Source organism: Armatimonadota bacterium (assembly GCA_013314775.1).
Lineage (GTDB): Bacteria > Armatimonadota > Zipacnadia > Zipacnadales > JABUFB01 > JABUFB01.
In genome coordinates, this window is sequence record JABUFB010000007.1 from 50951 (window position 1) to 65835 (window position 14885).

Sequence of the window (14885 nt, forward strand, 5' to 3'; positions counted from 1 at the left end):
CCCCTCCTGATGTATTGGCATCCGCAGCGCACAATGCGGCCCGCGAGTTGCGCTTACTGTTCGGGCATTTCATCAATGAACACGAGCCCGCTTGAATCCTGGCCGGAAGCGGTCAGGCGCTGACCCGTCGTGAGGTGCCACGTAATCGTGTAGTTGTAGTCGAACTGTCCGTTCGGCAGGACGATCTCGACCTGCTGCTCCTCGATCGGCTGGTCGGGTCGCGCCACAAGCTGGTGTTTGCGAATCTGGCCGAAAAACGGGTAATCCACCTGGACGATGGCGGCACGGACACCCCGTTCCTTCAGCTTCTCCGCATCGCCCAGCAATTGCACGGTGCGGCGCTCGTACGGAGCGTAAACGTCGATCATCGGCGCCTCGGCATCCACCCATTCCGTGTCATACGCCCCGCCGCCCTTGAAGCTCCAGCGCGTCCTGTACTGGTACTTGAGCCAGGCCAGACGGTCATCGTCTCCGTCCCAGCCGTAGATGACCCGCGCTTCACCGAGAGCGTCCTTCACGCTCTCACGGTCGATGAGCACCTCCTCGATAGTCTCCTTACCGCTTTGGTGTTGTTTGCGTACCGTGACTGTGACCGAATTGATATACTTGTCGAAGTCGGGCAGGAGCGCACCGTCCACCCCGATCCGAACTTCGCGCTGCTGGAACACCGGGTCCGCTAGATTGAAGGCCCGGAAGTATCGTTCATCGGTTCCGTGCTTCTGGTAGAAGTCGCCCACGTTGAACACGATGAATCCGTGCCGCTCCACGTTCGAACGATGGTTGAAGTCCATCACACTGATGCCCGAACTGCGCATCTCCTTGAGCTGGAACCCCGCGTACAGGCCGAAGTTGGTGGTCCTGCGGCTGGAAAGGATGCCGGAGCGCTGGTCGATGAGCGCGCCCAGTGCTTCACCCAGACCGCCCCGCTGAGCTTCGGGCACCCGGTCGGGCTCCACGGGTCGGAACATCAGCTCCAGCAGCTTCGCGTACACGTTGTTCAGGAGCGCCTCCATGGATTCATCGCTGCCGCTGGACCGGAGCTTGATGGCATTGTTGCGCAGCAGGTCATCGAAGGCCAACTCCACGTCGGCGCTCACGAAATAAACGGTCCCGCCGGCCGAGAACGCCTTGCTCTTGCGCACCTCTGACCAGTCCACGGTCAGTTCGGCCTCATACGCGTCGGTGAGACCGCTGAAGGTCATGTCGAAGACCACGGAGACATCCGGGGTCGCCATGGCGAAGCTCTGCAGGAGAAGGCTGGCCTGCTGCGGGGTGAGATCGAAGGAAAGGGCGATGCGGTTGCCCTCCAAGACCGGCGCAGCGCCAGATGCCAGTATCCTGCGCTGAGTGCCGCCATCGGGGTTGATGATCGACGACACAAGGGCGTAGTGGCCTTTATCGAATACGATCGGCCCGCGTATCCGCACATCATCGTCTTGGGTGATCTCCCGCAGTGCCCGCTGGGCCTCCTGGACCCTCTCGGGAGGGGTCTCATACAGCAGCAGGAGGGTGAGTATCCCGCCACCGGCCGCCGCGGAGATGGTGTTCGCGGAATCGGTCTCGCCGGGCTTGGTCATTGCGTAGCGGATGAACGAGAACTGCGGCTGCCCCTGCTCATCGGTGGCGAGGCGGGCCTCGTCGGGAATGTAGACATACTCCTGCGGGTTGGTTACCAGCGGAAAGCACCACAGCCCCTCGGCGCGCACGCCGCGGTCGATGGAGACCTGCTGCGCCTCGGCCGAGATCGTGAGCGCGACCAGCACCGCCACTGCGAGCACGGCTCTCATTGCTGCCCACCTCCCGGCGCTGGCGGTGCAGGCTGCGCATCAGCCGGCTCGGGTGCCGGCGCCGGCGGCGCGGCAGGGCGTTCCGGCGGGGTCAGGTAGAGGTAACCGGTGTCCAGCAGTTGCAGACTGCCCTGGACCGTGCGGTCGGGGGCATACCACGAGACCCGGTAGGCGATGGGTTCGCCGCGGTCGGAGTAGATGGACACACTCCTGGTGGATTCCACATCGGTTGCCCGCAAGGTTGCCTTCCGTTCGAGACGCGGTTTGTTGGCCAGAACGCTGGCGAAATCCACCACCGCTGTGGCAACTCCCCGCTCCGTGAAGAGGGCACGGTCCGCGTCAATCTCGACCACGCGCTTTTCGAATGGCGGCACCAGCGCCACCGCGGAATCACTGGACGATATCCACTGGTCTTCCCGCGCCGGGACGGGCACGGTGGGGCGGTCACGCACACTCCAGCGTACCTGGTACTCGTACTTCAACCAGTCCGCGCCCTGTGCGCCCAGGCGGGGGAAAGACACATCCTGCACCGTGCGGCCGGCCTCGATGTCTGCGTGGGAGAAATAGAGAGACTTGGTGACCGCCGGGCCGTCCTCGTAGGACTTGCGGAAGTTCACCGACACGAAATTGATGGTGTCCTTGAACGCGTCGAGGTATTCGCCGTCCACCTGGAAATGGACAGTGCGCACCTCGAAAGCCGGGTCGGCGAGGTTCACCACCCGAAAATAGCGCTTGTCCTGTCCCAGGGCCGAGTACAGGCCGCCCAGGTTGCCTGCAGTGTCCACGGGCACCCGGATGGTAGAGTTCTTCGAGAGAACCGCATTGAAGGTGTTGTGCCGAATATCCTTGCGGTTCTTCAGCACGAACTGGTCGTCGGTGTAATACTTCTGGTCGCCCGTGCCGGTGAACAGCTTCGCGAGCCAGCCTTTCTCCTGACGGCCCTTGATCTGGTCGGCTTCCACCGCCGTCTCCCGCTCCGGGTCCGCCGCCCAGCCTGCCTTGAAGTCGAACATCAATTCCGTCAGTTTCCCAGTGATGATATCCAGGATGCTGCGGATCTCGTCTGCCTTGATCCCCAGGCCGGCAGTGCGGTCCAGCACCTCGATCTTCAGCAAGCCCGTGCGCTGGAGGTCGTCGGTGATATCCCGGATCTGCCGCCGCGTGTACTCGTACTGCACATTGTGCAGGCGGCTGTAGTGCTCATAGACCGTGTTTACGTCCGCCGTGACTCGGGCGTTGTACCCCATCACCGCGGCCTCGTAATATGCGTGGATGGCCACGGACACATCGGACGTCGGACCCGTGAGTGAATCCCACAGCAGCGTGGCGCCCTTGGGTTCGAGGATCGCGGCGACAACCGCCTTCGAACCCGGAGTCAGCGGAGCCTTGCCCGAGGTGATCAGGGTCCGGGTGAACCCGCCCTCGGCCTGGTCGTTAAGGATTGCCGAGACCACCTGGAAGGATCCCATGCCCTCCTCGCCATCCTTCACGGCCTGCATGAGGGGCACCGGCCCGATGATGCGACCGTTTGGGACCTGCTTCTTAAGCTCCTTGTCCAGGTCCTCCACCATGTCCGGGGGCAGCGTGAACTCCACAAGCGCATGGAACAGCCCGCCGCTGGTCTTCCCTTCGGGGTCCACGTATTTGAGGCACAGCAGTTCCAGTGTTCCGTCGTCTTTGGTCGCAAGTCGGGGGTAACGTGGCACGTAGTAGTAAGCAGTGGGGTCGGCGTAGTCCTGCAGAAGCTGAATGCCCTTGATGAACCGCTGGCCTTGGTCGAGATTCACCAGCGCTGCGCAAGGCGGCGCACACAGAGACAAGGCAAGCCCGACAAGACACATCATGATCCATGCGCCGAACCGGCCTGTAGCCCTCATCCCGGCCCTCCATGGTTACGGGTTGGCCCCGGGGTCGTCCTCTTTCTGGTCCTCTGTTTCGTCTGGTTCGTCTCCGAAGACCTGCGGCTTCGGGGGCGATGTCACGTCGAGCATCTGCGCCCACGATTCCCGCTCGATCCACTCTCCGGCGGTCTCGGACCCGTCTTGACCGATCTCGATCACACGGTACCGGTACGGCTTGTCGATCCGCACGGCCACCGGGAATCGTATGCTTCGGGCGTACAGCTCCGGCCTGCCACTTTCAAAGATCACAGACAAACGCGCCTCGCCGCCCGCAACTGCCTGGGCCGCGATCTCCACCTGTTTCTCGTAAAGGTCCGGCCGCAGTTCGTTGTTGAAGTCATAACAGCGCACTTCCAGCACCGCATAGCCAGGGGGCAGGCTTTCGTTGATATCGGCGCGCTGGAACAACTCCGGCCAGCGAGCGGCATCGGCGGTGATGGACAAAGCCCCTGCGCGCACCACCCGGTTGAGCAGTGCGGGCTCCTCATCCCCCTCTTTGGGCGCCTCGGGGCCCTGGAGGGCCTTGTTCATCTCGGCGATCAGCTCCGGCGAGCCCTGCAGTTGCTCCACCGGTTCCTCCGGCGCGATGCCGGGCGCGATGAAGGCGTAGCCCAGACTCAGGACCACCTGCCCCTCCTGGAGCGCCTCCCAAAAGAGCTGCGATGTCTCATCATCGAGGCTCAGCGTGTAGTTGCGCTCGGTCCAGTACCCAACTGCAGGCTCCTGCCCCGCCTCCTCGAAATGCCCGTCCGGAATCGCTTGCGGTGGATCCTGCCGCACCGTCGCATACACCAGCGCGGAATCCAGGCGGCTGATGGGCAGGGGGCGCAGGTCCACCGTCCGGCCCGGCTTGTAGAGGGCTCTGCGTGCCGCCTCGATGTCCGCCAGTGAAGGCCCATCCAGGCGCACCCGGAAGGTCAGAATGCTGCGATGGAGCACAGCGCCCCGATCTCCCGCCGCGCTGGTGCCGACGTAGCGCATCTGCAGGAAGCGGAGGTCCGGCCGGCCCTCGTCATCGGTGACCAGCGCCACCTGTCCCGGCGGGTAATAGTAGCGGGATGTGATCTTGTCGTCTCGGTACACCTTCAGGGGGCCCGCCGGGATGCTCAATCTCAGATCCGGGGCCGCCTGCGGGGCGGTCCCAGCGGCCAGCACCACCAGGCAGACAATGGTTCCAGTTCGGGCGAGGCTCACGGATTTTCGCCACCCTCCGCCGGCTCCCCGGTAGTCTCTCCGCCTTGGTCTTCAACAGTCTCGGCCTGGGCGCCGGGCAAGCTCCCCAGTGCCTGCTGGATCTGAACGGTCCCGATCAGCACCCGCAGGCTGTTGTAGGGAATCCAGTTGACACCCTCGTGCATGGTGCCGTCGGGCATGACCACGGTCAGCGTGTACTCGAAGAGCGGGTCGCCCGGGACATCTTCGCCTGGCTGGCGGTTCACGAGATGGATCGGGCCCAGCGTGAATTCCGTCTGGTCTTCGGTCAGGGGCAGGTCTGGTTTGATCTTCATGTCCCGCACGGTGGGGTCGAAGTACCTGGACCGGACCCGCACGGACAGTTCCGCCGCGCCCGTGTCACGCAGGGGATTGAGGGTCTTGAAGGTGATATTGTAGGTGCCCAGCGAGGTCACGCCACCGGTAATACCCGCGATCACTGCGTTGTCGTACTTCTCTCGGTCGCGGTCTTCCGGCACCGAGTAGACCAGCCACATGCGCTTGGCGCGGGCGTCGATCCATGCCGGCACTTTGGCCGCGTCAATCTCCACCTGGGCCTTGGGCGGCACCAGGGTGTTAGCGAGACTCCAGGAGTAAATTACCGGAGTGTCCGTGCCCTCCTCGAGCATGAGCACGCACAGGCGCTTGAGACTTACGGGGAATGGGGTGGTATTGCGCCAGTTCTGACCGCGGACCCAGTACATGCGGCCCAGGGTGTCGGGGTCAGCGAGGTCGATCGTCACATCAATGGCCAGCGGGGGCACCTCACCGCTGGGCGTCAGTGTTGCGGTCCCCCGAATGCCGACCCCCGAAGTGAGGGCGAGTTGCAGGTTCTCCTTGGTCACAGTGTCGGTGATCCATGAAAGGCTGACTCTGCCAAGCGCGTCCGAGATGGCGTTGACCTGAATCTTCTCGGGAGGAATGGCGTACTGGCTCCCAAGGGCGTCGGCCAGCGAGAAAGCGGGAGCTTGAGAGATGGGCAGTGCCACCAGTTGTGTGAAGGTCTTCGCCTGTTTCTTGCAGTAGGCTTTCACGAGCTCCTGGGCGAGACCGATCTCGCTGGTATCCAACCCGCCGTCGAGCTCGGCGGACATCATCACATTGCCCGCCTCCGCGCCCGGAGTCGCGGCCATGTAAAGCATGTCCATGCCGAAACCCTCGTCAGGCCTCCAGGCCAGCCGGTACGTGCGCGGCAGGAAGTAGAAGATGCCGGATGCAGGGTTCTTGTCCTCATACACATGGGGCCAGAGCCGACTGATGGCCGAGTAGTCCAGTTGGACCTGGGGATCGACCGCGATGGTGGTCAGCCAGTTGATGGGCTTGTTCGCGGGGCCCTGGCCGCCTTTGTCCGTGACCGCCGGGGGTACGCCGAACTTGTAGGCCTCGATAGGAACCAGGTTCAGCTTCATGGTGCTTACGGCCGTGAGTTGCGGCGATTCACTCGCGGGTGTCTCGGCGGGCTTGGGCTTCTCAACTGTCGCCTCGGCTAATGGGATTCGTCGATCGTCCAAGACCGTGCGGCCGCGGATTATCCCCCGGGGAGTCTGGATCGCGGGGGGTGGCGGCTGCGGTGCCGGTGCTGGCGCGGGTTGGATCATCAACGGCGCGGCCTGCAGGAGCTTCGGATCGATCTTCAGCACCTGAACAGGCGGTTTGACGATTGGGTCGGCCGCCCCCCCAGGCTGGGTCTTGAGCTGCGCGGCTGCCCCCTCGGGTTCCGCAACCACCTTGATGACCAGATTCTCGAGACTGATCTCGGACTGCCATTTCTTGGTTACGGAGTACGTGCGCAAGAGTTCCGGAAGCGTCCTGCCCTCTCGGATCACCTCGAGTCGCAGACCCGTTGACTGGAACGCAGTTCCCTCGGGGAGATCGGGAGCCAGCGTCAGCAGCATATCAAGCTCCCCGTCGGCTGCCGGCGCGGGAACGACCACGACCGGAACGCCGGGCTGAGCCTCACCCTTGGCCCCGAGGACCGTGCCCCGCAGCTTCCTGCCCGCCATCCTCTTGTAGCTCACCCGCAACCCCAGACGGGTCTCAGTGTCCTCGGTCACAACTACCTTGGTGAGTTCTGACTTTCCACCCCCCAGGAGGTCGCCCAGGAGTGACGTTACATCCTGGTGCGGGCGCAGTTCGCTCCCCTGGATGCCGCTGAACCCGTCGGCCCAGGCCAGGCCATGCAGCAGAAGAAACGTGGCGGCCAGGGCTACGGGAAGTCCGGTGTTTCTCGCAGTGGCGGCAGTCATCGCTCATTCCCCCTGACGATGTATGACGCTTGCTGATGCGTCCGGCGAACTCGCGCTGATCCGGCTGGCTTGCAGGCTGACTGGCTCTTTTGGAGACGTGAGGATTCACGGGGCATTTGGACCGGGGAGGACTCGGAGCGACGCAGCCCGGGATAGTCATCCTCCGCGAACAGACCGGACCGGAAAGGGCCCGTAAAGCAGACCGGACCAGGCATGGCGCACTCCTCCCGATGCCTGGCGGGAAACACTCCGCCAGTCCTCCACCGTCCTCTAGTATATTCCCTGCCATGGGGGTGGTCAATCATGGCAGGGCAACGCAGCGTCTCCGTCCAACGCCCGACGCCCCACGGTTCACCGGGCAGTCCGGTCAGGCCGGGTGCTGCAGTTGGGGCAAACTGTCTGTGTCAGAGCGAAGGCGGTATCAACAACATCTTGCGCTTTCATTACCATCACATCGCCGTCGCCAATGCGCCCGTCGCGGATCATGCCCTGGGATCGCATCGCACGCTCCAGAGGATCCCATTCCAGCAGACACGGACCATTGCGCCACAGCACGCTCCAGGCAGTCTGGATCGACCCATCCTCCGCCAGGATCTTTCGCTCGTGCTCCCGGTACCCCATGCAGGGCACGCGAGCGATCGTCTCGCCGATGTGGGCGGCGGTGTTGGCGCGCATGCCCACCCCGAGGAGTACCACGAGGCCTCCGCGCGAGGCCAGCTTCCCAAGTGGCGAGCGCACGTCGAAAGTGAGTAGGTCCAGATGCTCGCTGGTCAGCCACTCGGCCAGCGGTCCGATCGCCGCGTAAGGGTGGGTGGGGTGAACGCTCCTGTGGGCTTCGGGACGCCGGCGCAGGGCTTCGGTGATCGCGCCGTTGATTGAAGGCGTCGTGCGCACGTCGAAGACCTCCGCCTGCCCGTGGTTGAAGGTGGGCACCATCACGGTTCCGCCGGGTGCAACGGCTTTCAGCAGAGCGTCAACCACGGTCTCTGCGCCGCCTTCGACGTACCCCAGGGCGCTCAACGAACTGTGCACCTGGATCAGCGCACCCGGGCCGATGCCCAGGTCACGCAAGCCCTGGACGATCATCTCCTCCGTCACGCGGGTTTTTTCGGCCGGGTCGTACATGGCTGTGCCTCCTTACACGATCGTCGTCCCCGTGCCGGCTGGGCCGAAAACTGTCGCTGCGCAGTGTCATCCGACTGGCCTCCGGCACGGCACCGCCGGGCAGATCAGGGCGCAGACCCGTGGGTTTCTCCGCTGCTGCAGGTTGTCCTGCCGGATCGCTCGCCGCGCTGGGACAGGACGATGATGATCGCGGCCAGCACCATTCCCATCGGCCAGATCCGCCAGACCGTGCGCCAGGCAACTGTCTGGCCGCGGGACTGCGCCACTGCAGACATGATCCTGCCCGAGGACCAGCCAGACAGCGCCGAGCCCGCATATGCCATGGCGTCCACGATTCCGGCTGCCTGCCCGGCGCCCTCTTTGCCGGCGATGTCCGCGGGCATTGCGCAGGCGATCAGGGATGCGGGCGGGGAGGACAGAATGCCCAGCGCAAGCAGCATCAGGGGAGCCAGACCAGGGACGTTCTCTACAACGGTGGGGAACAGGAAGGTCAGCGCGGCAAGAGCCAACATCGGCGGCAATACCGCCTTGAGGCCCAGCCGACAAGCGTACGCGCGTGAAAACGCGGCGATAGCAGTGCAGCCGATAGCGCCGCCAAGCGGCAGGAAGAAGGCGCGGCGCGAGGCGGCTTCGGCGCTGAGACCGCCCACTTCGGACAGGTAATGGGGCGTCCAGTCCAACAGGCCGTGGTAGCCGTAGATCAAGGCCGCGTTGGCGACGGCCAGTGCCCACAGACGGCGGTTGGCCAACACCGCCAGCCATCCGTTGTGATTGACTGCACGCTCCCGGGGAGCTGCATGGTCAATGTCCGACGGCAGCCCGGCCTCCTCGGGGCGAACCCGCACCGTCGCCAGGAACAGCGCTGCCAGCCCCAGGCAGATCCAGGCCGGAACCCAGAATGCATACCGCCAGCCGTACGAATCCGTGAGCCAGCCTGAGAGCAGCCAGCTGAAGCCCCCGCCAAGAATGTAGGAGGTGCCGATCACACCCGATGCCATTTCGCCGAGATGCCCTGGGAACCAATTGGCGATGATATGCACCACCGAAGTCCACCCGCAGGACTGGAAGTAACCGTTCGCACCCCAGACCGCAGGCATCCAGAAGAATCCCTTCAGATGGGCGAAAACCAGGTTCAGAAAGCCCGAAACTACCAGCCCCGCCGTAACCAACACTCGCGGCCCCAATCTGTCCGCCAGCGCGCCATTCACGAACTGACCGATGGCGTAAAGGACCTTCATGCATGCCAGGGTGGTTCCCAGTTGGCGTTTGGTGATGCCCTCCCGCGCCGAGAGATTCCCCTGGGCCGCGGCGAGGTTGACCCGGCACAGGTAGTACCCCGCGTAGACGATCCACAGCAGCGCGATGGTGCGGCGGCGCCAGAAGGAGAATGCGGCACGGAGATCTTCGGTGTAGGTTGGCTGCTGTGTTGGGGACATGATCCGGTCTCGTTGTGTGTGATGCGCAGAGATGGGTGAAGGTGCGAGGCATGGGAATATGGAATTAAGGGATGATACAACTTTGGTGGACAACTGGACAGGCCCCAGTGGCCTGACACACGGAGGCTTCACAGAATGGACGCCAATCGGCGCAAGCAGCTCATCAGGGACAACAAGCCGGCCGTTTTGTGGCCCGGCGAACCGCTTCTCGGCGGCTGGTATGGCGAGGAAGAGATCGAGGTGGTGGTGAAAACGATCCGGGCGTCGATGGACTGGACCGTAGGCTTCGGGTTCATCTGCCCCGAGATCGTGGAGTTCGAGCAGGCATTCGCGCAGTATTCGGGCACTCCCGACGCCGTGTCCATCAACGGCGCGGGAACCGGCCTGGACATGGCGGTGATGTGTCTGGACCTGGAGCCTGGGGACGAGATCATCGCACCGTCCGTGAATTTCCGGGCTGCCCCCACGGCCATCGTCGGCCAAGGCGGCACCTGGATACCCGGCGAAATCGATCCGCGCACCTTCCAGCTCGACCCGGCCGACGTGGAGCGCAAGATGAGCCCGCGGACGCGTGCGATCCTGCCCACCCACATGAACGGCATGCCCGCGCCCATCGCAGATTACCTGGAGATTGCTGAGAAGCACCCGCACCCGAAGCACGGACCGGCGAAGGTCATTGGTGACGCCGCCCGGGCGTGTGGCGCCGGTTACAAGGGCAAGAAGCTGGGCGCAATGGAATGGATGACCATTTTCAGCTTCCACACACAGAAGAATATGACCACCCTGGGGGAGGGCGGGATGATCACCTGCCATGACCCGGAGATCGGCACGCGGCTGCGGGCGCTCAGGCAGTTCGGGGGCGCGGATGGCTGGGGTAGCAACTACAAACTGACGAAGGTGCAGGCTGCGGTGGGCATGGTCCAGCTGCGCAAACTGGACGAGATGGTGGGCAACCGCAGGCGGCTCGCCATGCGCCGCAATGAGATTCTAGCGGATGTGCCCGAGCTCACTTGCCCCTTCGTCCCGGACGACGTGGAACACTCATTCTACCTGTACACCATGCTTGTCCCGAGGGAATGGGCCGGAGAGAAGCGGGACGCACTGTGCCGCATCATGGCCGAAGACTACAACGTGGGCTGTGTGGTGGCCAACCCTTGCCTGCACAAAACCAACCCGTTCCTCATGCGGCACGTTGGCAACGTGAGCCTGCCGGTGTCCGAAGAGATCGCGGACCGGCTCTTCTGCCCATCCTTGCATCCGACGATGACCGACGAGCAGAACGAGTTCATCTGCGCGGCGCTGATCGAGACGGTGGAGAGGCTGAAGTAGGGGGAGACGAGCTGCCGCGAGGAGCATTGACCGCGAGTGAACGGAGGGTTGCCGATGGGATCGTCAGAAGCGGCACTGGCTGACATTCGGGACCGGATTGTGGCGCGCTTTCGGCCTCGCAGGATCGTGCTCTTCGGCAGCCACGCCCGTGCGGAAGCCGACGAGGAGAGTGACTTTGATATCCTCGTGGAGATGGACAGCGACAAACCGCCGCCTGAGCGGAGCGTGGAGGTCAATCTGGCGCTAATGCCGCGGGACTACGCGCTGGACGTCCTTGTCTACACGCCCGCGGAAGTCAGACTGCTCAGGCGGCGCGCCGGGTCTTTCTTGCGGCAGATCGAGGCGGAAGGGAGGGTCCTGTATGACAGGGCCGGCTCCTCCTCCGAGTGAAGCCTGGTTGTCAAAGGCGCGCAATGATTTGCTCGCGATCGCCAACAACCTCCGCGCTGACGAGACGCCCTGGGACGTTGTTTGTTTCCACAGCCAGCAGGCCGCAGAGAAGGCCCTCAAGGCGGTTCTTGCAGCGTCCGGACAGATGCCCCCGCGCAGCCATGACTGCGCCCATCTCCTGGGGCTTTGCCCACCTGAGGCGGGGCTTCCGGCCACCCTTGCGCAGCCATGTGCGGAGCTTACGGGCTATGCCGTGATGGTCCGCTATCCGGCCGATCTCTACGAGCCCGATGCAGAAGCCGCAGTGAGAATGGTGCGCAATGCCCGGGAGGTCGTGCATTCCGTGCTTGCAGCGCTGGGCCTAGACTTGAGTGACCCCCTGGATCCTGTCCTGGGAGCCTACGCGGCCAATATCGGGGAATGCGGTGACATGACAGAGAGAGGCCCGGACGCGCACGGGCAGACTTGACTGAGACCTGCACTGGCTGCTCTGGCTACCCGTTCCCCGGAACCGCCGGGCGATAGCTCCATGCCTGGCGTTTCCAGATCTCCCACAGCGGCTCCATGCTCAGGCCCGGTGCACGGTTGCTGGAACTGAATCGCCGGTCGAGGATGGCGGGCTCATCCGCACAGAGGGGCAGGTCCGGCGCGCCCTGCACCGTAATCTGCAGGGGCATCTCGCCCCGCACCGATTCCCTCACGAACCGGGCGAGTACCTGGAACCAGGCGCCTGTGCCCACATCCTGCATACTGGCCCGCAGCGCCCCGGGAACGCGCCGGTCATCCATCATGATCGAATAAGCCGCCAGCGCCCCCGCGAAAACATTCTCGCGGGTGAGCGTCACCGGTTCCACATTGGGCAGGATCGGTTCTGTGGGGCCCAGAAGACGCTGGATGGGGATCTGCTCCGGCCAGCGGCCCTGGCGCCAGCAGAACTCGCAGGCGAAGGTGAGCATGCCCAAGACATCCGCGCAGGAGAAGCTGGTCCCGTAGTCCACGAGGTAGTTCAGCCGGTCCTGCATTCTCCCCGCGAGGCTCACCAGCTGGTCCATCGTCACCCACTTGCCGGATGGCTCGTGATCTCGGTCGCACAGGGCCGAATACGTCGTCAGGTTCACGTCGGCCCGGGACTTGAGCCAACGGATCTGCCTGCGAAGGAAGTCAAAGGCCGCCTCGCTGTCCTCATCTGAACGCGGCTGGGCGGGGCGGATGTTGGCCGGGCGGGGATAGGGGCCGGGCGCACCATGGCGGAAGAGCATGGCGTACTCATACAGGCTGCCCCAATCGGAGTTCACCCAGCACGTCGGGTGGCCGACGATGGTGATGAAAGACTGGGTCTCAGCCATGCGGTCGAATTGCATCTGGAACTTCGCAAGCTCCGCATCAACATCCATGGGGGCCTTCGTGGCCGCGCGATTTGTGGGGTCCAGCCGCTGGTCCCAGGCGGGCTGAGAGCTGAGCGTGCAGTTGGAACGCCCCCAACTCAGCCAGTTCATGACCCACCCCCTGGGGCCGCCGGCATTGCACCGGACCCCCGCCAGTTTGAGCGCATACGCCATTTGTGGGCACCATTGCGCTTGATGCACGCACCAGGCCACGGGGAACTGCCCGGTTATCTCGGCCACATCATTGAGCCCGGGCGCCTCCACATTGAGTGCGAACGCCACGGCCTCGTCCCAGGTCATCTCCTGCCCGTAATGAAGAGCGGGAATCGGGAATTCGCCCCAGTAGTTGCCGTGGTAGCAAGTCTCGTGGTCGCGCATCGCGTCCAGAACATCTCGCCGGCCGCGCTGGCGGATGACCCGGGCCTTCTCTCCGGCAGTGAAGAGCGAGGCCTGGACACCCTCTTCGCTGAAGATCCGGCAGATGCGCAGGAGCGCATCGTCCGAGTTCTCATTGATGGGGTCCTCGACATCGAAACCGAAGACGACATCGATCATGAGAGGGCCTCCAGGACTATCAGCAGAGCGGATTCACGCCACGAAGGTCCCCGCGCCGGTCTTCGGAAGCTCCTCGCGGGCCTGTTTCACGACTTCCTCGATCTGCGCGAGCCCGGGCCTCTCCACCGGTTGCCAGGAGGCCACAAGTTCTTTCCAGCGCGCATTGGCGGCCTGCGCGATCTTTCCCTCGAGACGCTGGTCGGGCGGCGGATAATTGACAGAGCGGTCCATGAGTGCCGGCAACCACAGACAGTCGCGGAAGTTCCGCGCGGTGTGTTCGAGGCCGATGAAGCTGCTGCCATAGGCCTCGGTGGCTTCGAGGATCGCATCGAGGCCAACGGCCTCGTCGCTTACATCGAGGTCCTGGTACAGACCGAAGAGCGCGCGGTCGATCTCCAGGTCGATGAGGAACTGGACCGGGGAGAATGCTCGTCCGGCGTCGATGAGACCGGGACTGCCGATGCGCGGTGCGAGCCCCCGGGCGTTGGCGATGAACAGGGACTTCGCCACTTTTTCGAACGCGATCTGCAGGCCCGGCACCTTGCCGTCCACGTACCCCCATCCCGCGACGCTCACGCCACCGCCGTAGCAGTGGTCGAACAGCTCGCAGATGCCCACGTCCTGGCGCACAGGTTCCGGCCCGCCGAAGCATCCCCGCGAAGTGCGCGGGTCCAGGACCCCGGTGCAGACTCCCGCGCGGAAACCTGTCACGCGCGGCTGCAGGGCCAGGCCACCGACCCACCCGGCAAGGATCTCCGCGGCACCGACAACGATGGCGCCGGCCTGTGTGACCGGGGCGCTAAGGCCCGCGATGCACATGCTCCCGCCGCCCACAACAGTCTTCCCGTAGTCCGGCGCGAGGCGCATGAGTTCGCCCATGCGCTCGCTGATGCACAGAGGCGAAGGCAGCCAGCCGCCTCCTCCGATGTAGCGGGTGCGGTCTCCGTAGAGGATTTCCCCGAAGCGTTCGAAGTAGGGGTTGTGCAGAGCCAGCAGGGAAACGGCTCCGATGGGCTTGTCCGAGTTGGCTGCGACGGTGAGGAAACTCTCCAGCGGCTCGAGCAGCTGATTGATGCCTACCACCGAGACTGCCGCCGCGACGGACTCCACCTCGGGGAGCATCTGGCCCAGTCGCGTCATGGCCACCAAGTCGTCTATCGTCGCGTTGCGGGCTGCGCCTGTGTCGAAGTCATAGTAGACCGGCGCGATCTCGAATCCCAGCGCCTGGATGCAGCGCCCGGCGGTGGACGGCTTGCCGGGCTCGTGGGCGAGACCATTGGATTTCTGCAGCGCAACGGCCTCATCAATCAGCGCGTCTGTGAGGCGTGCCCGGCGCACTCCCGGATCGACCTGCGCGCCCTTGGCCGCAAGGGCATCCAGCATCCCAGGGTGATGCACCCACACCCCGCGTTCCTTGAGGATCTTGCGCACGGCGGCGTCCAAAACCGCGGCCTTTTGCTCATCGACGACGGTCCAGTCGCGGGACATTTGCGCCTCCAGATGTTCGGATTGCCGCGCG

The 14885-nt window shown here is 64.2% G+C and carries 11 protein-coding genes; 3 read left to right on the forward strand and 8 right to left on the reverse strand.

Translation table 11 applies throughout. From position 1 onward, the window contains the following. Positions 1 to 53 precede the first annotated feature (53 nt). The 6 genes from HPY44_07235 to HPY44_07260 form a co-directional block, all read right to left on the reverse strand. Positions 54 to 1787 carry a hypothetical protein gene (locus HPY44_07235; protein NSW55786.1) on the reverse strand — a complete coding sequence of 578 codons (1734 nt, stop codon included), beginning with the start codon at positions 1785 to 1787 and terminating at the stop codon, positions 54 to 56. Beyond that, entirely contained in the window at positions 1784 to 3664 is a 1881-nt protein-coding gene (locus HPY44_07240; GenBank protein NSW55787.1) for a hypothetical protein, read from the reverse strand. Before HPY44_07240 ends, HPY44_07235 begins: the two co-directional genes overlap by 4 nt. Positions 3665 to 3679: 15 nt before the next feature. Continuing rightward, positions 3680 to 4882, reverse strand: coding sequence for a hypothetical protein (locus HPY44_07245; protein NSW55788.1), 1203 nt, complete (start codon positions 4880 to 4882; stop codon positions 3680 to 3682). Beyond that, positions 4879 to 7146 carry a hypothetical protein gene (locus HPY44_07250; protein ID NSW55789.1) on the reverse strand — a complete coding sequence of 756 codons (2268 nt, stop codon included), beginning with the start codon at positions 7144 to 7146 and terminating at the stop codon, positions 4879 to 4881. Before HPY44_07250 ends, HPY44_07245 begins: the two co-directional genes overlap by 4 nt. Positions 7147 to 7497: 351 nt before the next feature. Then, positions 7498 to 8271, reverse strand: coding sequence for an AAC(3) family N-acetyltransferase (locus HPY44_07255; protein ID NSW55790.1), 774 nt, complete (start codon positions 8269 to 8271; stop codon positions 7498 to 7500). Positions 8272 to 8375: 104 nt separating this feature from the next. After that, entirely contained in the window at positions 8376 to 9707 is a 1332-nt protein-coding gene (locus tag HPY44_07260) for an MFS transporter (GenBank protein ID NSW55791.1), read from the reverse strand. 135 nt (positions 9708 to 9842) lie between these two features. Here HPY44_07260 and HPY44_07265 point away from each other — a divergent pair, with 135 nt between their 5' ends. From HPY44_07265 to HPY44_07275, 3 genes are read left to right on the forward strand one after another with little or no spacing between them, the layout of a single operon-like run. After that, the gene (locus tag HPY44_07265) at positions 9843 to 11036 is read left to right on the forward strand and encodes a DegT/DnrJ/EryC1/StrS family aminotransferase (GenBank protein NSW55792.1); all 1194 of its coding nucleotides are present in this window, start codon (positions 9843 to 9845) and stop codon (positions 11034 to 11036) included. Between the two features lie 54 nt (positions 11037 to 11090). After that, positions 11091 to 11426: a nucleotidyltransferase domain-containing protein gene (locus HPY44_07270; protein ID NSW55793.1), complete on the forward strand. Its 336-nt coding sequence runs from the start codon at positions 11091 to 11093 to the stop codon at positions 11424 to 11426. Next, complete coding sequence (locus HPY44_07275; GenBank protein NSW55794.1) at positions 11398 to 11895, forward strand: HEPN domain-containing protein; 498 nt, start codon at positions 11398 to 11400, stop codon at positions 11893 to 11895. Before HPY44_07270 ends, HPY44_07275 begins: the two co-directional genes overlap by 29 nt. Positions 11896 to 11920: 25 nt before the next feature. Here the strand turns inward: HPY44_07275 and HPY44_07280 are convergent, their stop codons facing one another. Next, complete coding sequence (locus HPY44_07280) at positions 11921 to 13366, reverse strand: hypothetical protein (protein NSW55795.1); 1446 nt, start codon at positions 13364 to 13366, stop codon at positions 11921 to 11923. A 33-nt stretch (positions 13367 to 13399) separates the two neighbouring features. Next, the gene (locus HPY44_07285) at positions 13400 to 14854 is read right to left on the reverse strand and encodes a trimethylamine methyltransferase family protein (GenBank protein ID NSW55796.1); all 1455 of its coding nucleotides are present in this window, start codon (positions 14852 to 14854) and stop codon (positions 13400 to 13402) included. Positions 14855 to 14885 lie beyond the last annotated feature (31 nt).